The organism is Stackebrandtia nassauensis DSM 44728 (assembly GCF_000024545.1).
In the GTDB taxonomy this organism is placed as follows: Bacteria; Actinomycetota; Actinomycetes; order Mycobacteriales; family Micromonosporaceae; genus Stackebrandtia; species Stackebrandtia nassauensis.
Window position 1 is genome coordinate 1,882,071 of the sequence record NC_013947.1, and the last position, 17,625, is coordinate 1,899,695.

Annotated in this window: 14 protein-coding genes and 1 tRNA gene; 10 read left to right on the forward strand and 5 right to left on the reverse strand. The window is 68.6% G+C overall.

Annotated elements, in window-relative coordinates:
- Positions 1–7: 7 nt before the first annotated feature.
- Positions 8–1,888: a vWA domain-containing protein gene (locus SNAS_RS08850; protein ID WP_013017063.1), complete on the reverse strand. Its 1,881-nt coding sequence runs from the start codon at positions 1,886–1,888 to the stop codon at positions 8–10.
- 341 nt (positions 1,889–2,229) lie between these two features.
- Here SNAS_RS08850 and ppdK point away from each other — a divergent pair, with 341 nt between their 5' ends.
- Both ppdK and SNAS_RS08860 read left to right on the forward strand, forming a co-directional pair.
- Positions 2,230–4,875: a pyruvate, phosphate dikinase gene (gene ppdK, locus SNAS_RS08855; protein WP_013017064.1), complete on the forward strand. Its 2,646-nt coding sequence runs from the start codon at positions 2,230–2,232 to the stop codon at positions 4,873–4,875.
- Between the two features lie 139 nt (positions 4,876–5,014).
- Positions 5,015–5,533: a VOC family protein gene (locus SNAS_RS08860; RefSeq protein WP_169313869.1), complete on the forward strand. Its 519-nt coding sequence runs from the start codon at positions 5,015–5,017 to the stop codon at positions 5,531–5,533.
- Here the strand turns inward: SNAS_RS08860 and SNAS_RS08865 are convergent.
- A complete protein-coding gene (locus SNAS_RS08865) occupies positions 5,438–7,441 on the reverse strand; it encodes a hypothetical protein (RefSeq protein WP_013017065.1) in 2,004 nt (667 codons plus the stop codon). The two genes, SNAS_RS08860 and SNAS_RS08865, sit on opposite strands and share 96 nt — an antisense overlap.
- Before the next feature lie 145 nt (positions 7,442–7,586).
- On the opposite strand from SNAS_RS08865, the gene dnaG reads away from it, so the two are divergent.
- From dnaG to SNAS_RS08890, 5 genes are read left to right on the forward strand one after another with little or no spacing between them, the layout of a single operon-like run.
- The gene (gene dnaG, locus SNAS_RS08870; RefSeq protein WP_013017066.1) at positions 7,587–9,437 is read left to right on the forward strand and encodes a DNA primase; all 1,851 of its coding nucleotides are present in this window, start codon (positions 7,587–7,589) and stop codon (positions 9,435–9,437) included.
- A 51-nt stretch (positions 9,438–9,488) separates the two neighbouring features.
- Positions 9,489–10,427, forward strand: coding sequence for an ABC transporter ATP-binding protein (locus SNAS_RS08875; protein ID WP_013017067.1), 939 nt, complete (start codon positions 9,489–9,491; stop codon positions 10,425–10,427).
- 8 nt (positions 10,428–10,435) lie between these two features.
- Positions 10,436–11,197 carry an ABC transporter permease gene (locus SNAS_RS08880; protein ID WP_013017068.1) on the forward strand — a complete coding sequence of 254 codons (762 nt, stop codon included), beginning with the start codon at positions 10,436–10,438 and terminating at the stop codon, positions 11,195–11,197.
- A 9-nt stretch (positions 11,198–11,206) separates the two neighbouring features.
- The gene (locus SNAS_RS08885) at positions 11,207–12,004 is read left to right on the forward strand and encodes an ABC transporter permease (protein ID WP_013017069.1); all 798 of its coding nucleotides are present in this window, start codon (positions 11,207–11,209) and stop codon (positions 12,002–12,004) included.
- 18 nt (positions 12,005–12,022) lie between these two features.
- Complete coding sequence (locus SNAS_RS08890; RefSeq protein WP_013017070.1) at positions 12,023–12,901, forward strand: ThuA domain-containing protein; 879 nt, start codon at positions 12,023–12,025, stop codon at positions 12,899–12,901.
- Here SNAS_RS08890 and SNAS_RS33885 read toward each other — a convergent pair.
- Positions 12,898–13,233, reverse strand: a complete 336-nt coding sequence (locus SNAS_RS33885; protein WP_013017071.1) for a hypothetical protein — start codon at positions 13,231–13,233, stop codon at positions 12,898–12,900. The genes SNAS_RS08890 and SNAS_RS33885 overlap by 4 nt on opposite strands.
- Before the next feature lie 153 nt (positions 13,234–13,386).
- Between SNAS_RS33885 and SNAS_RS08900 the strand changes: the two genes are divergently transcribed.
- From SNAS_RS08900 to SNAS_RS08910, 3 genes are all read left to right on the forward strand, one after another.
- Positions 13,387–13,459 (forward strand) — tRNA-Asn (locus tag SNAS_RS08900).
- An 88-nt stretch (positions 13,460–13,547) separates the two neighbouring features.
- Positions 13,548–14,363, forward strand: a complete 816-nt coding sequence (locus SNAS_RS08905) for an inositol monophosphatase family protein (protein ID WP_013017072.1) — start codon at positions 13,548–13,550, stop codon at positions 14,361–14,363.
- Positions 14,364–14,425: 62 nt separating this feature from the next.
- A complete protein-coding gene (locus tag SNAS_RS08910) occupies positions 14,426–14,950 on the forward strand; it encodes a GNAT family N-acetyltransferase (RefSeq protein ID WP_013017073.1) in 525 nt (174 codons plus the stop codon).
- On the opposite strand, the gene SNAS_RS08915 is transcribed toward SNAS_RS08910, so the two are convergent.
- Both SNAS_RS08915 and SNAS_RS08920 read right to left on the reverse strand, forming a co-directional pair.
- Positions 14,947–16,701 carry a protein kinase domain-containing protein gene (locus SNAS_RS08915; RefSeq protein ID WP_013017074.1) on the reverse strand — a complete coding sequence of 585 codons (1,755 nt, stop codon included), beginning with the start codon at positions 16,699–16,701 and terminating at the stop codon, positions 14,947–14,949. The two genes, SNAS_RS08910 and SNAS_RS08915, sit on opposite strands and share 4 nt — an antisense overlap.
- A 124-nt stretch (positions 16,702–16,825) precedes the next feature.
- Positions 16,826–17,485: a hypothetical protein gene (locus SNAS_RS08920; protein WP_013017075.1), complete on the reverse strand. Its 660-nt coding sequence runs from the start codon at positions 17,483–17,485 to the stop codon at positions 16,826–16,828.
- Positions 17,486–17,625 lie beyond the last annotated feature (140 nt).

The window sequence follows — 17,625 nt, forward strand, 5'->3', positions numbered from 1 at the left end:
GAGAGAATCAAGCTGTTGGCCTGCGGCGCACCATCATCCAGGCCGTGCCGCCACCGCCGAGGACGAGCACCGCTCCCACGCCGATGCCGATCCACAGCAGCGTCGTGGAGCCCCCGGTCAGGGTCTTGTCCTTGCCGCCCTCGCTGGACAGTTGTTTGACCTCCAGCTGTTCGGCCGGGGTGCCCAGGTCGGCGGGGTCGTCGTACTTAGGCTCACCGCCGGTCTTGCCCTTGACGTCCACCTTGAGGGTGATCGGCAGTTCGAAGTACGGGTCCTCCACATCGGCCTGCATCCGCACCGAGATGTAGTAGTAGCCCGAGATCGACGTGTTGGACACTTCGATGTTGTCCGAGTTGCGGTTGCGGTAGCGCACCGGAGCCGTGGAACCATCCACTGTGTCAGGGTCGCCGGTGTAGTACGACATGTCCTGGTTGGCCGTCTGGGTGGCCTCCTCGCGCACCGGGTTGACGATCGTGGTGCTCACCGGGGTGCCGGTGCCCAGTCGCTTGTCGTTCTCCGCGTTGAGTTTCGGCAGGTCGATCTGGTAGGCGACCTGCTGTCCCCAGTCGACCGGCACCCGGTAGAAGACCTCCTCGCCGGGACGCAGCACGTCGGAGTACACACCGGACTCGGTGACCGGGGCGTCGCTCATGCCTCCGGCGCCGGTGATCTTGGTCGGCTTGCCGTCCACGTCCGGCTTCACGCCGGTCTCCGACTCCTCGGTGTAGGCCTCGGGCAGCTTGCCGGTGGCCTTGGCGGCGGGTTCCTGCACGTAGACCAGCTCCAGCGGCGCCTCGCCGGTGCGGTCGGTGGAGCCGTTGTTGTTGACCTCCACGACGTAGTCACCGGTCGCCCCGCACTGGCCCTTGTCGGCCTCGGGGTCGAAGGCCAGCACCGGCGTCGCGGTGGCGATGGCGCTGCCGCCGCCGTCGGGCTTGCTGTACCCGGAGTCGGACTCGCACAGCGAGCCGTCCTTGGTGGACACCTTGACGTACACGTCGTTCTTGGCATCGGTCTCCAGTGGAGTGCTCCACGGGATGGTGGCCGCGACGTACGCGTTGGACCCCTTTTCGAGCGTGAACGAGTAGTACTTGCTGGGTTCCTCGCCCTTGGCGTTGGGGCCCAACGAGTCCAGGTACTGGCCCGGCTTCAGCGACGGCGGGTTGAGCCCGTCGTCGGAGCCGTCGATCTGGGTGCCGGTGGTCTGGTATGGACGCAGCGCGCTCTCGCTGGCGCGCTTGAGGCGGCTGGCCAGCGCCGGTCCGTCCTGGGCGTCGTAGTAGGAGCCCTTGCCGGCCTTGGCGATCTCGGTCAGCTGTTTGCGGGTGGCGTCGTCGACCTGGAAGCCGATGACGTGGACCCGCAGGTCGACTCCCTGGGAGGCGATCTTCTCGGCGACCTTGACCGGGTCGCCGCCGCAGGTCTCCTCGCCGTCGGAGACCAGCAGGATCGTCTTGGGGCCCTTGGCTTCGGTGAAGTCGCCCGCGGCCTTTTCCAGCGAGTAGGCGATCGGGGTGTCGCCCTCGGGTTTGAGCTCGGTGGCCGCGGTGGTGATCGCGTCGGCGTCGATCTTGTCGATCGGCACCAGTTCCTTGCTGGCCTTGCAGCCGGAGCCGGTGGACGCCGGCCCATAGGCGCGCAGTCCCACCTTGGCGTGGCCGGGCATGGCCTCGGCGACGTCGATGACGGCGTCGCGGGCGGTCTCCATCTTGGTGTTCCCGGCGCCGTCGGATTCCTCCATGGAACCCGAGGCGTCCAGCGCCATGAGCAGCTCGCCGTCGTTGTCGGCCGCCGACGCCGGGGCGGCGGTGCCGACGACGGCGAAACCGCCGAGGATGACCGTCGTGGCCGCGAGCCTCAGGACGCGGCGGGTGTTGGGGGATCCCACTTCGTGCTCCTTCGATCGGGATGTTTGCTTCTGCGACCAAACTAGTTTGCGATTGCAAACATTTGCTACCGATTTCGTGCCAGGGTGACGGCAGGACGCTACGCGAACAGTGGACCGGAAACTACCCAAAGTGACCGATGTTTCAGCGGCAATTCGGCCCTGGCCGTGACGGTTTGAGGCAGAGTACTGCTTGTAAGTGCGCGGGAATCGCGCTTCCCGCGCGCCCGTGCGCGACTAACCGTGGGGTATCCGACACAGACCTTCTTTTCCGCCTGAGCCCTCGTTAACCTCACCGGCATCGCGCGCATCCGTAGCGCACCGCCGATGTTCGGAGGCTTGACTTGACAACTTACGTTTACGACTTCACTTTCGGCGACAAGGACAAAAAGGATCTGCTGGGCGGCAAGGGCGCCAACCTCGCGGAGATGACCCGACTGGGCCTTCCGGTCCCACCCGGCTTCACCATCACCACCGAGGCCTGTCGGGAATTCCTTGCCACCGGTTCCACCCCCAAGACGCTCTCGGCGCAGGTCGCCGAGCACCTCGAAGCCCTGGAGCAGGCCATGGGCCGCCGCCTGGGAGACGCGAACGACCCGCTGCTGGTGTCGGTGCGCTCCGGCGCCAAGTTCTCGATGCCGGGCATGATGGACACCGTCCTCAATGTCGGACTCACCGATGAGACCGTCACCGGGCTCGCCTCCCAGGCCGGGGACGAACGTTTCGCCTGGGACTCCTACCGGCGGCTGATCCAGATGTTCGGCAAGACCGTGTGGGGCATGGACGGTGACGCCTTCGAGGACGCCATCGAGTCCGCCCGCGAGTCCGCCAAGGCCGCCACCGACGTGGACCTCGGCGTCGACGACCTGCGACAGCTCGTCGACGTCTTCAAGGGACTCGTGCGCGAACACACCGGCTCGGACTTCCCGCAGGACCCGCGCGAACAGCTGTGGCAGACCATCGAGGCGGTCTTCAAGTCCTGGAACTCCGAGCGCGCCGTGCTGTACCGCCGCACCGAGCGCATCCCCGACGACCTGGGCACCGCCGTCAACGTCGTGGGCATGGTCTTCGGCAACCTGGGACCCGACTCCGGCACCGGGGTCGCCTTCACCCGCGACCCGGCCACCGGCGAGCGCGGCGCCTACGGCGACTACCTGGCCAACGCGCAGGGCGAGGACGTGGTGGCGGGCATCCGCAACACCGTGCCACTGTCCGAACTGGCCGACATCGACCGCGCCTCCTACGACGAGCTGCTGCGCACGATGGACACCCTGGAGAACCACTACCGCGACCTGTGTGACATCGAGTTCACCATCGAGCGCGGCAAACTGTGGATGCTGCAGACCCGGGTCGGCAAACGCACCGCCGCGGCCTCCTTCATCATCGCCGCCGCCCTGGCCAACGAGGGCACCATCGACCTCGACGAGGCGCTGGGCCGGGTGTCGGGGGAGCAGCTGTCCCGGTTGATGTTCCCCGCCTTCGACCTCGACGAGTCCACCGAACCCATCGCCAAGGGCATCCCGGCCGCTCCCGGTGCCGCCAGCGGCGTCGCCGTCTTCGACGCGCGGCGCGCCGTGCAACGCGCCGACAAGGGCGAGACGGTGATCCTGGTCCGCAAGGAGACCAACCCGGACGACCTGCCGGGCATGATCGCCGCCAACGGCATCCTCACCGCCCGCGGCGGCAAGACCTCCCACGCCGCCGTGGTCGCCCGCGGCATGGGCACCACCTGTGTGTGCGGCGCCGACAGCCTCACCGTCGCCGAGGACTCGTTCCGCACCGCCGACGGCCTCACCGTCTCAGAGGGCGACGTCATCTCCGTCGACGGCGAATCCGGGGCGGTCTACTCCGGTGAACTGCCCGTCAAACCCTCAAGCGTCGTGTCCTACTTCGAGACCGGCGAGGTACCCGAGGCCGACCGGCTGGTCGCCGCCGTCGACACGATCATGCGGCACGCCGACGCCGCCCGCAGGCTGGGCGTGCGCGCTAACGCCGACACCGGCGAGGACGCCGCCCGTGCCCGGCGCTTCGGCGCCACCGGCATCGGCCTGTGCCGCACCGAGCACATGTTCCTGGGCGAACGCCGCGAACTCGTGGAACGGTTGGTGCTGGCCGAAACCGAGGGCGAGCGGAAGGTGGTGCTGGCGGAGCTGTTGGCCATGCAGCGCGGCGACTTCGTCGAGATCCTGTCCGCCATGGACGGACTGCCGGTGACGATCCGGCTGCTGGACCCGCCGCTGCACGAGTTCCTCACCGACCTGGTGGAACTCGAAGTCCGCAACGCCACCGAGGACGTCGACCAGAACCTGCTGGCCGCGGTGCGGCGCATGCACGAGCAGAACCCGATGCTGGGCCTGCGGGGTGTACGGCTGGGTCTGACGATCCCCGGCCTGTACGACATGCAGGTCCGCGCCATCGCCGAGGCCGCCGCGCAGCTCAAGAGCGACGGCAAGGACCCGCGTCCGGAGATCATGGTCCCGCTGGTGGGCGAGGCCAAGGAACTGGCGCTGGTGCGCGAGTCGGCGCTGAAGATCCTCGAGGAGTCCGGTGTGGAGGCACTGGTCGGCACGATGATCGAGGTGCCGCGCGCGGCCATGACCGCCGCGGCCATCGCCGAACACGCCGAGTTCTTCTCCTTCGGCACCAACGACCTCACCCAGATGGGCTGGGGCTTCTCCCGCGACGACGTCGAGGGCTCCTTCTTCAGCCGCTACCTGGAACTGGGCATCTTCCCGGTGTCGCCGTTCCAGGTCCTCGACACCGACGGCATCGGGCGGCTGGTGGAGATCGCGGTGGCCGACGGCCGCGGCGCCCGACCCGGAATCCACCTGGGTGTGTGCGGCGAACACGGCGGCGACCCCGACTCGGTGAAGTTCTTCCACCACACTGGACTGGACTATGTGTCCTGTTCGCCGTTCCGGGTTCCGGTGGCCCGCTTGGCCGCCGGACAGGCCGCTACGGAGTACTCGGGCCAGTCGGATAGCCGATAGTAAACCGCTGTTGACCTCACCGTCGTTTTCCGGTAGTGATGAGGAAACCCGTTTCACGGTGAGTGGCGCGGGCTTACGGTGATCGTCCCCTGTCGCCGCGCGCGGCAGGGGACAACGCCCCCGACGTGAGGAGTCGCTCATGGCCAGTCGCTGGAATTCGACCGTGATCGACGCACGCGATCCGAAGAGACTGGCGCGCTGGTGGGCCGAAGTCCTCGACTACCGGGTGGTCTTCGAGACCACCGACATGACCTTCATCGCCGACCACACCTACCCCAAACTCATCGTCACCGACACCACCCGGGCCTTCGAGACCCCACCGGTCGGGCCGGGCCTGCTGTTCATCTCGGTCGGCGCCGAGAAACACGCCAAGAACCGGGTGCACCTGGACATCAACCCCGAAGACCAGGACGCCGAGGTGGAGCGCCTGGTCGACATGGGTGCCCGGCACGTGGACGTCGGCCACGGCGACCGGCACTGGGTGGTGCTGGCCGACCCCGAGGGCAACGAGTTCTGCGTCATGAAACCGATCGAGGTCCCCGGGGACTTAACGCAAGCGGCCTCACATGTTGTCGACGGTCGTGGTCACCACGAACGGCTTGCCCTTGGGTTCGTAGGCGCCGCCGTACTCGAAGGTCTCCTTCTTCAGGTTCAGTGACGAACCGTCGGCCATCCTGGCCTCGCCGTAGCGGAACGTGTGCAGCGCGCCGCCGCCGAAGTCGGTGATCGACACCGTGCGCGCCCGGGTCCCGGTGCCGTCGTCGGGGTCCAGGTCGGCGTTGTCGATCGCGCAGATCGGGTCGGTCAACCGCTTGTCGCGCAAGGTCATCGCCACCGAGGCTCCGGCCTTGGACGGTTTCAGCCAGCTCACCGAACGGTCGGTGCGGGAGGTGGCCAGCACCTGTTGGCCGTCCGAGGTGGGACTCAGGCAGGTCGCGGCGCCGTCGAGGGCCAGCGTGCCGGTCTGCTCCGGAGCGCCGGGACCGCCCTTGAACGTCGTCACCGTTCCCTTGCCGCCACCGGCGTACACGATGCCGTTCAGGTTCGTGATCGACAGCGGCGACTCCTTCAGCTTCGTCACCGCCGACACCTTCGGCGCGAAAGCCGTTTCCTTGTCGAAGGACGGCGGCCACTGTTCCGGTTTCTGTCCCGGCGACGCGTAGGTCTTGGGATCGTCCTTGAAATAGGCCTTGTGGAAACCCGACAGCAGCGGCTTCAGGTCGATCCACTCCAGCCGCTTCTCCGCCGAGGCCGCCACCACCGCGAAACCGGCCTTGGCGACCTTGGCGCCGAACGGCTCCCGCCCCGCCTCGGTGGAAAGGTCGGCGTTGATGCGTTCGACGTTCTCGCCGTCGAAGTCGGTTTTCACCGTGATCCCGGTCGGCGCCTTGGCGTCCTTCAGTTCCACGAAACCCAGCAGCTTCGAGAACCCGAAGTGGCCGGGATTGGGCAGACCCGGGTACGTGGCGGGCCAACTGGAACCGTAGGTCCCGGGCCGGTCGGCCAGCGCGATCACGGCCACCCGGCCGCGCACCTTCGCGGTGTCCCACACCGTGACCAGCGCGAACTCGTTGCCGGGCGTGACCGCCACCGAGGTCGGCGTCTGGCCGTCGGGCAGTGCCAGGCAGGTGCCCTTCTGGGCGCCGGAGATGCCGCTGGTGGCGATGACACCCGAGGAGAACGCCAGCACCGAGTGGGCGGCGTAACCGGCGCCGTGCGAGCGGTCGGCCGCCACCAGACGTCCCGGACCGTCCTTGCCCGCGCACTTCGACAGCGACTTGCCCGAAAGATCCGGATCCTCCGACTCGGCGGTGAACCGGCCACCGGCGCGGGGCGTGAACCCCAGCGTCGAGTCGGTGGTCTCCATCGTCGTGACGTGGTCGACGCTGGCCTTGGACTCGTCGGGCACATAACCCAACTGGCCCTGCACGTTGCGCGGATTCTCCGCCGACGATCCACTGCCGTGCTGATACGGCCGCTTGATATCGCTGCCGGGGATCCGCAACGTGTCGGTCTTGGGCTGCTTGGCCTCCGGCACATCCGAGGCGCCTTCGCCGGTGGGTCCGTACCGCCAGTCGATCCAGTCCTCGGTGCCGACCGCCTTGGCCAGCCGCGCGTACTGCTCCTTGTCCACCTCCCCGGAGTCGGACAGGAGCTTGTCGGCGGGCTTGTCGTCGTCGCCGACACCGGGCACCAGCCCGCCACCGGCCATGACCACGATGACCGCGATCAACCCGACCACGACCGCGCCGCCGAAACCGTAGATGGTCATGCGGACGCCGCGCCCGTGCGTGTCGGGCGCCGCGGGGACGGTCTTGGGTTGCGGCGGAGTCGCCACCGGCAACCGGTCGCTCAACCGCGGGTCGACACCCGGCTGCGGTTCGTCCGGAGCCCCCGCCTGCGACGGAACCGTCGGGGTCGGGGTGTCGGAGTCGGGGTGTACACCGGAGGCAGCGGCACGAAGCTCAGCCTCGGTGGCTTTGGGAGGGGTGGTGGGCTCGTCATACCCCGCCAGTGGTGGCCACTGCGGCGGAGACTCACGTTGCTCGGGCATCGGGTCCGGCATGGTTCGGCAGCCTATCGGATCAGTGTGAGTCTATGTCACGGGTGATTTGACCGGCACGGGCACGCCTCGTGATAACGCGCCGGACGCGCGGGGAGCGGGCGTGCGCGACGAGGGATGATGGTGAAACCGAACATGGAGGTAACAGGTGGCCGGACGGATACGTGGCGAGGATGTCGCACTGGTGCGCGAACGCACCGACATCGCCGAGGTGATCGGCGAACACGTCACGCTCAAACCGGCCGGGGGCGGCAACCTCAAGGGGCTGTGCCCGTTCCACGACGAACGCACCCCCAGCTTCAACGTCACCCCGTCCAAGGGTTTCTTCCACTGCTTCGGCTGCGGCGCCGGCGGCGACGCCATCAGCTTCCTCACCGAACTCGAACACCTCAGCTTCGCCGAGGCCGTCGAACGGCTCGCCTCCAAAGCCGGGGTGACCCTGCACTACGAGGACACCGACGGCCGCTCCTCGTCCCGCTCGCAACAGCCGGGCCGCAAACAGCGACTCCTGGCCGCCCACACCGAGGCCGCGAAGTTCTACAGTGAACAGCTCGCCTCGCCCGAGGCCCGCATCGCCCGCGACTTCCTGTCCGAACGCGGCTTCGACCGCGACGCCGCCGAAAGCTTCGGCTGCGGCTTCGCGCCACCCGGCTGGGACGCGCTCACCAAACACCTGCGCGGCCGCGGCTTCACCCCCGACGAACTCACCGAGGGCGGGCTGGCCAAACCGGCACGCTCCGGCTCCCTCATCGACCGGTTCCGGGGACGACTGGTGTGGCCGATCCACGACCTGACCGGCGGCATCATCGGCTTCGGCGCCCGCCGACTGTCCGAAGACGACAACGGCCCGAAATACCTCAACACCCCCGAGACGCCGCTGTACAAGAAATCGCAGGTCCTGTACGGCATCGACGCCGCCAAACGCGAGATCGCCAAACGGCGCCAGGTCGTGGTCGTGGAGGGCTACACCGACGTCATGGCCTGCCACCTCGCCGGAGTGCCCACCGCCGTGGCCACCTGCGGCACCGCCTTCGGCAGCGACCACATCAACGTGCTGCGGCGCCTGCTGATGGACTCCGACGAGTTCAAGGGCGAGGTCATCTTCACCTTCGACGGCGACGAGGCCGGACAGAAGGCCGCGCTGAAGGCCTTCGGCGACGAACAGCGCTTCGTCGCCCAGACCTACATCGCGGTGTCCCCCGGCGGCATGGACCCGTGCGAACTGCGCATGGCACAGGGCGACGAGGCGGTTCGTGAGCTCGTCGCCGGACGCGAACACCTCGTCGACTTCGCCATCGCCACCACCCTGGCCTCCTACGACCTCGACAGCGTCGAGGGCCGGGTGGCCGCGCTGCGCGCCACCGCGCCACTGGTGGCCCGCATCAAGGACAAGTCCCTGCACCCCGGGTACACGCAGCGGCTGGCCGGACGACTCGGCGAGGACGTCGACCTGGTGCGCCGCTGGGTGCACGCCGCCCGCAGCAAACAGGCCCCGCCGCAGGCGGGACCGGCCCGCCGCAAGGTCACCGGCCCCCGGCTGCTGTCCGAACGCGACGTGCTGAAACTGGCCGTCCAGCACCCCGAGATGGCCGGACCGTACTTCGACGAGGTCGACGAGACCTACTTCTCCGACCCGATGCACGTCGTGGTGCGCCGCGCCATCGCCAACGCCGGGGGCGCGGCAGCCGCCGCGTCCGGCCCCAACTGGGGTATGGCGATCTCCGACGCCTGCGGCGACCTGGCCGCCGCCGCCCTGGTCGCCGAACTGGCGGTCGAACCGCTGCGCATCGACGGCGAACCCGACACCCGCTACGTCGCCACCGCGCTGGCCGGGGTGCAGTGGCCGGTCGTGGAGGAACAGGTCGCCGAACTCAAGTCCAAGTTGCAGCGCATGAACCCCGAGACCGACTCCGAGGGCTACATGAAACTGTTCGGCGAGCTGATGGCGCTGGAACAGCGGCTGCGCGGACTCAAGGAACGCGCCGCCGGAGCCCTGTGAGCAGACACATATCGCCTTGCGAATGTCTCACCCGGGCATTAGCGTGCGCGTGTGTCCACCGCTCCGCACATCTCCGCGCACAAACTCGTGAAACGCTACGGCGACTCCAACGCCGTGGACGGCATCGACCTGTCCGTCGCGCCCGGCGAGGCCTTCGGCTTCCTGGGCCCCAACGGCGCCGGGAAGTCCACCACGATGCGCATGATCGGCTGCGTCTCCCGTCCCACCGGCGGGCAGCTGTCGGTACTGGGCATGGACACCGCCACCCAGGGCCCCGCGATCCGGGCCCGGCTGGGCGTCGTCCCGCAAGAGGACACACTGGACACCGAGATCACGTTGTTCGACAACCTGGTGATCTACGCCCGCTACTTCGGCATCAAGTACAAGGTCGCCAAACAGCGCGCCACCGAACTGCTGGAGTTCGTGCGGCTGGCCGACCGCGCCAAGATGAAGGTCGAGGAACTGTCCGGCGGCATGAAACGCCGCCTCACCATCGCCCGCGCCCTGGTCAACGAACCCGACATCATCATGCTGGACGAGCCGACCACCGGCCTGGACCCGCAGGCCCGGCACCTGGTGTGGGAGCGGCTGTTCCGGCTCAAGCAGCGCGGCATCACCATCATCCTGACCACGCACTACATGGACGAGGCCGAGCAGCTGTGCGACCGGCTGGTCATCATGGACGGCGGCCGGATCGCCGCCCAGGGCTCGCCCCGCGAACTCATCGACACCCACGTCACCCGTGAGGTCGTCGAACTGCGCTTCGAGGGCCAGCACACCGACGAGCTGTCCGACCTGGCCGACAAACTCGACGGCATCGACGCGCAGGTGGAGGCGCTGCCCGACCGGATCCTGCTGTACGCCGCCGACGGCGACGCCGCCGTGGCCGAGGTCCACGGCCGCGCCATCCAACCGTCCAGTGTACTGGCCCGCCGGGCCACCCTCGAAGACGTCTTCCTGCGCCTGACCGGCCGCAGCCTGGTCGAGTAGGGGGACACATGATCGGAACGCTGCACGCCCTCGAGTACTGGTGGATGAACTACCGCCGGGTCTGGTACGGCTCGGTGTTCTCCAGCTTCGTCATGCCGGTGCTGTTCCTGGTGAGCATCGGCTACGGCGTCGGCTCCTATGTGGGCTCCACCGAGTCGTTGGGCGGCGTCGACTACGCCGCCTTCGTCGCGCCCGGCCTGCTGGCCTCCACCGCGCTGCAGATGGTCGGCGGCGAGATGACCTGGCCGGTGTTCGCCGCGCTGCGCTGGGGCCAGCAGTACAAGGCCATGCAGACCTCGCCGCTGACGCCGCGCCAGATCCTGTCCGGGCACCTGCTGTACGGGCTGATCCGGGTCGCCGTCACCGCGATCGTGTTCGCCGTCGTCATGGCGGCCTTCGGCATCTTCTCGGCCACCGCGCCGCTGTCGGTCGTGGCCACCATCGGCGTCGGCTACGCCTTCATCGGCTGGGTCTACGCCTTCTCCGTGTCGGTCAAGAGCGAGACGACGCTGTCCATCATCCACCGGTTCGGGATCGTGCCGGTCAGCCTGTTCTCCGGGGTGTTCTTCCCGCTGTCACAGCTGCCGGCCTACCTGCAACCCCTCGCCTGGATCTCTCCACTGTGGCACGGCGCCGAGCTGTCCCGGTGGGCGGTCTCGGGCACGCCCACCCCGTGGCCCTGGTACCTGCACATCGCCTACCTGCTCGTTTTGGGCACGGTCGGCTGGTGGCTGGCCGGAGCCCAGCTGCGACGCCGCATGACGTCCTAGGAGCCTGACATGACTGTTCTCGCCGTCCAGCTGTTCCGGGTGCGGCTCGGCCGTTCCGGCGCCATGGTGGAGCGCAACTACACCGCGCACCGCCGCGCCTGGCTGCTCATCATCTCCGGCGTCTTCGAGCCGCTGTTCTACCTGTTCGGCCTCGGCATCGGCGTCGGTGCCCTGATCGGGACGATCCCGCTGCCCGACGGCCGCGAGATCGACTACGCCACCTTCGTGGCCCCGGCGATGCTGGCCAACGCCGCCATGATGGCCGCCATCGCCGAGACCACCTTCAACGTGTTCGGGAAACTGAAGTGGGCCAAGCTGTACGACGGCATCCTGGCCACCCCGATGCGCCCCATGGAGATCATGATGGGCGAGACCATGTGGGCCCTGATCCGCGGCGCCATCTACGTCATCGCGTTCATCGCCGTCATGGCCGCCATGGGCATGATCGCCTCGGCCTGGGCCATCCTGGCACTGCCCGCCGCCATCCTCATCGGACTGTCGTTCGTGGGCATCGGCCTCACCCTGTCGACGGTCTTCAAGAGCTGGACCGACTTCGACTGGCTGATCTCGATCATCTTCGTGATGTTCCTGTTCTCGGGCACCTTCACCCCGGTCGAGACCTACCCGGAGGCGCTGCGCTGGCTGGTGTACCTGTCGCCGCTGTACCACGGCATCGAACTCGTCCGCGGTCTCACGCTCGGCCTGCCGGAGTGGGGCCTGCTCGGCCACGCCGCCTTCCTGGCCGCCGTCGGCGGGGTCGGCATCGCCGTGGCCGCGCGCCGGATGGGCAGACTGCTGTACAAATAGCCCCGGTACCGTGAGGCCATGCGCAGTCTGAGGGTGTTCGCGGCCGTCGGGGCCGTTCTGGTGACGGTTCTGGCCACGCCACAACCCGCGTCCGCCGCCGCCGACGGACCGCGGGTGCTGGTGTTCACGAAGGTCTCCGACCCGAAACAGGCCCACCGCTCCACCCCCGAGGCGGTCAACCTGCTGGAGATGAACGGCCGCCGCTACGGCTACAACGTCGACGCCAGCGCCGACGCCGCCAAGTTCTCGGCGAAGTCGCTGGCGGACTACGACGTGGTCATGTTCCTCAACACCTACGGCGACGTCCTCGACGACGGCCAGCAGAAGGCCTTCCAGACCTGGATGAGCGACGGCGGCGGCTTCGTCGGCGTCCACGGCGCCGCCCGCACCGAACCCGACTGGGACTACTACCACGACCTGGTGGGCGCCTACGAATCCGAGGGCGAGGGCGGCCCGCTGGCCGAACACGACGTCACGGTCGACACCGAACTGCCCGCCGCCGAACACGCCCCGGCCGAGATGGACGACCACAATGACCAGTGGTACCAGTTCGACCGCGATCCCGGGAAGCTCAAGAAGATGGGGATCGTCGCCAACGCCCCGGTCGTGGGCGACGACCTGTCCCCGGTGACCTGGGCGCGCCCCTTCGAGGGCGGCCGGACCTGGTACACGTCGCTGGGCCACTCCGCCAAGGCATACGAGGACGGCAACTTCACCAAACTGCTGCGCAGCGGCATCTGGTGGACCGCGGGGGAGAAGAACGCACCCCTGGTGTCCGCCACCGACGCCGCCCCACCGTGGCAGTACGGGCTGTCGTTCCTGGCCTGGATCGCCGCGGTGGCGATCGGCGGCGGCGTCGCGGTCGTCAAACTCAACCGCCGCGAAGCCCTGCCCTAGGGCTCGCGGGGCTCGTTGCCGCCGACGTTGTCGCGCGCCGGGGTACTGACACCGACGGTCTCCCAGTAGCGGGGCTTGATGTCGTCCCCGACGGCGAACTCGTCCCGCTCACCGAAGAACCGCTCACCCAGACTCGTGGCCATCAACCGGTCCTTGCAGGCCCCGGCGGCCTGACCGGCCTGGTCCTGCAGCATCCCGGTCACGTTGCGAACCGTCGGATTGTCACGCACCCGCCGCGCCATCGCCGCGATCTGCTCGTACCGTTCACGTCCGGCACGCGCCCCCAACACATACCCAACGGCCACACCGGCGACGAAAACCCACTTGCGCATCTGCTGCCTCCCGTCTCGTCTTCTCGTCCTCTGCGGGCCCATTGTGCCTGCTTTGAACCCCTGGTGCTCGTGAAGTCGGTAAGCCGACAAACCCGGTTGCCGAGGGGCCCAAACCCTGCTGTACTCTGTTGCAGGTTCGCCACGGCGGCCCAATCCCCGATAGCTCAATTGGCAGAGCAGCCGGCTGTTAACCGGCAGGTTATTGGTTCGAGTCCAATTCGGGGAGCTTTTCTTTTGTAGCCCAGCCTATGAGCTGGGCTACGTCTTTTCTTACCCCTCGTCTCACCTCGGGAAACCCAAGCCAGGGTGTACCCATGGGCGTAATTCCGAACGATTCCACGACATCCGACGCGCGACTGGCCGTGGCCGCCGCGAGCGCCGGAGCCGAGGTGGTGCGCGCCCGATACGGCTCGCGGCTGGCCCGGTTCGACAAGGGAGCCGGGGACTTCGCGACCGACGCGGACCTCGCCGCCGAGCGGGCCATCCTGGCGGTGCTGCGGGCACAGCGGCCCGACGACGCCGTGACGGCCGAGGAGAGCGGGCACAGCGGCGCGACGGGCGCGTCACGCCGCTGGCTGGTCGATCCGTTGTGCGGCACCCTGAACTACGCCGTGGGCACCATGCTGGTCGCGGTGAACGTCGCGCTGTCGTCCGGCGGCGAGACGACCGCCGCCGCGTCGGCCGACCCGTTCTCCGGCGAGGTGTTCTTCACCGACGGCGAAACCGCGTACGTCCGAAGTGGCGGCACCGACGTCGTGCTGGCGCCGTCGCCGGACTCCCGGCTGGTGGACGTCAACCTGGACCCGCCGTTTCCCAACGCGCCCGGCTTCACGGCCACCGGCCTGCTCGCCGACCCCGGATTCGCGGCCCGGTTTAGGCCCCGGGTGGTGTCCACGACGTTGGCGGTGGCCTGGGTCGCCGCCGGTCGCCGCGCCGCCTACGTCACCGACGGCCACCTGGACGGCAGCGTGCACTTCGCCGCCGGGATCGCCCTGTGCCGGGCCGCCGGTTGCGTCGTGACCGGACTGCGCGGCCAGCCGCTCCACACCGGCGTGGGCGGCCTCGTCGCCGCCGCCGACGCCGAAACGCACGCCGCGTTGCTGGAACTCATCCGCGACCGCGTCGGTTAGACCACGGTGTCGGCAACGCCATATTGGGTTGTCGATTCCGGAAAAACCGAGATCATTGGCCCATGACTGTCATCCGCCCCCTCACCATGGACGACGCGCCCGCACTGGCCAAGCTCGTCGCCGGCAACCGCGACTTCCTGTCCCCGTGGGAACCGCTCCGCGACGAATCGTTCTTCACCCTGGACGGTCAGCGCGCCGCCGTCAAGGAGTCGCTGGCGCACCGGGACCAGGGGACGGTCATGCCGCACGTCATCGTCGACGACGACGGCCAGACCGTGGGACGCATCGGTCTGCACGGCATCGTCGCGGCGCCCTCGTTCCTGTCCTGTTCGGTGGGGTACTGGGTCGCCTCCGAGTACAACGGCCGCGGCCACGCCACCGCGGCGCTGCGTCAGGTGCTGCGGGTCGCGTTCACCGGACTGGGGCTGCACCGGGTCCAGGCCGAAACCCTTGTCCACAACGAGAAGTCGCAGCGCGTCCTGGAGAACGCCGGGTTCCTCCGCTACGGCGTGGCGCCGCGGTACCTCAGGATCGCCGGGACCTGGCAGGACTGCGTCATGTTCCAGATCCTCAACGACAGGGTCTAGGGCTTCGTGGCGGGTTCCTCGTCCCCGCCGTCGTCACATCCTTCGGCGTTGTCGGCCAGCTTCAGTTCTATGTCGACCGTGGTGCCCTTGACGACCGAGGTCCCGGCGTCGGGACTCTGGTCGAAGATCGGGCACTCGAAGTCGCCCTCGCCGGACTTGATGACGTTGTACTGCAGATCGGCGTCCTTGAGTTCGCTGATCGCGGCGGCCTTGTCATCGCCGACGACATTGGGGACCTTGACCTTCTGCGGCGGGTCGGGGGAGTCGTCGGAGGAACTGGACTTGGTCGGGCTGGGGGACGAGGGCTTGTCCGACGAGGACGAGCTGGTGCCGGTGAAGTCGTCGGAGGTGGGGTCGTCGCTCTTGCCCCGGTCGTGGTCCTCCTTGGACTCCGACGGCGACAGCGTCGTCGACTCCGTCGAGTCGTCCGTGCCGGGATCGTAGTCGTCGGCCGCCGAGGTGGCCGCGCTCTGCGGCAGCAGCGTCGTGACGGTGAGCGCGGTCGCGGCGACCACGGCCAGCGCCACCACCGCGAGCAGCACCAGCCGTTTGCGGCGCGGCTTGGCCTTGCGCGCGTGGGAATGCGACGGGACGGCGGACTCGCGCACCCGGGGCTTGGGATCGCGCAGCCGCGGATCCTCGTCGGGGTCGAGCAGCTCGGGTTCGGGATCGATCGGCCGCGGCTTGGGATCGCGCCACTCCATCGTGACGGTCACCGGCGGCGGCCCCGGTTCCGGTTCGACGTCCCACGGCCGCAGGCCCTCGGCGGCGACCAGCGGCTCGGGCTCCGGATCGGGCTCGACCACCGGCTCCGGCACGGCGGCGACCAGCGGCTCCGGATCGGGTTCGGGCGGCGGCTCGACGGCGCTGGCCAGCGCCGTCCGCTTGGGCAGCTTCGCGGTGGCGGCCAACGGTTCGGGCTTCGGCTCCGGTTCGACCACCGGTTCCGGCGCGGCGGCCTCGGACTCGGTCTCGGGCTCCGAGCGGGCCAACAGCGCGTCCAGCACGTCGCTGGTGTGCAGGATCTGTTCGCACTCGGTCGCCAGGATCGCGGCCGAACCGAACCGGTGCGCGGGGGTGGGCGACAGCGCCCGTCCGATGAACGCGGCGATCGCGGGGGCGGTGTCGTCGGGCAGCGTCGCGTCCGAGGTGGGCGGTCCGCCGGTGACGCACTCGTAGGCGATGGCGCCCAGGCTGTACACGTCGGCCGGTATCCCGGCGGACTCACCCCGGCGCTGTTCGGGCGCCGCGTACGGGTGGGTGGGCGCCGTGGGCAGATAGGCGAAGTCGGTGATGGTGACCGAGCCGTCGGGGGTGACGATCAGGTTGGTGGGCTTGAGGTTGAGGTGTCGGGCACCGGCCTCGTGGGCCTCGTTGAGCACCCAGGCCGCGGTGGCGACCAGCGACAGCGTGCCCTCGGTGCCGAGGGAACGCTCGTTCAGGATGCGGCTCAACGGTATGCCGTCGACACGTTCGGCGATCTGACACTCGAGGATCTGCTCGTCGTCAAAGTGCTCAACGCAGTCAAATACGTCGATAACACCGGGAACCTGGAGAGTGGTCACCTCCAGGGTGGACTGCCGAAACCGGGCACGGTTGGATTCCTCGGCGGACAGCGCGATGCCGAGAACCTTGATCCGAACCGGACGGTCGAGCACGGTGTCGTGTCCGGTCCAGACACTTCCACCGGTACTGGTGCCGATCAGATCCTCAAGGGTGTAGCGATCTCCCAGACTGAGGCCGGGGTACATGTAGTCCTACTTCCGGGGGGCGAAGCGAGGGGGCTCACAGCAGTCTGCCGTATGCGCGGGAAAAACTCCAATCCCCCTGCGTGACAATGCCGCCCCGATGCCCGGCATCGGGGCGGCCGCCCGACTACACCCGGGCCCTCTCACTCCGCAGCACAGCCACGGTCAACGCCACCAGCCATACCCAGGAAGCGGTGCGCGCCAAGGGATTGGCCAACTCCACCAGCGGAACCGCCAGTCCGGACCCGGCCGTGACGACCCCCAACCACCGCACGGTGAGCGACAACCGGGACCAGCACGCGAAGGTCAGCAACCCGGCATAGGCGCCCAGCACCGCCAGGTGCACATGACCGCCCATCAGGTAGTTCCACTCTCGAAACGCCAGCAGCGTCTCGGGAGCGGCGGTGTCCACGGTGGCGTTGGCGACGATGCTCAACGCGGGTGACACGGCCAGGCTCACCGCCGAGACCACCCCGACGACGGCGGTCGGCCACCGCAAAGCGTCCGGAGTGGATCGCAACCGGGGGGACGCGGCGAACCGCAGCGCCACGACGGCCAGCGCGGCGGCCGACAGCAACCGGATCGCGGCCCGCAGGTACACCGACACCCCCTGATTGGCCTGGTAGAACTCGACGACCTCGGCGGCACTGGACCCGGGCCGCGGAATCTGGCCGACCATCGTGGTGGCGTCGAACACGAAACTGACGGCGAACAACAACGGGAACGCGAACCCGGCCAACAGCCAGAGACGCCGGGGCGGGGTGGTGACGGGCGACTGTACGGACATGTGAATCCTGATCCTTACGGGGAGGTGACCGGCATCGACACCGATCGTCTGGATTCATGCTGCTGGCCGCACGCGAATTCGTCGTCGGACCAGAAGCGGCACCCCGCGTACTCCCGATGAGGTACCACGTTCGGTTGCCT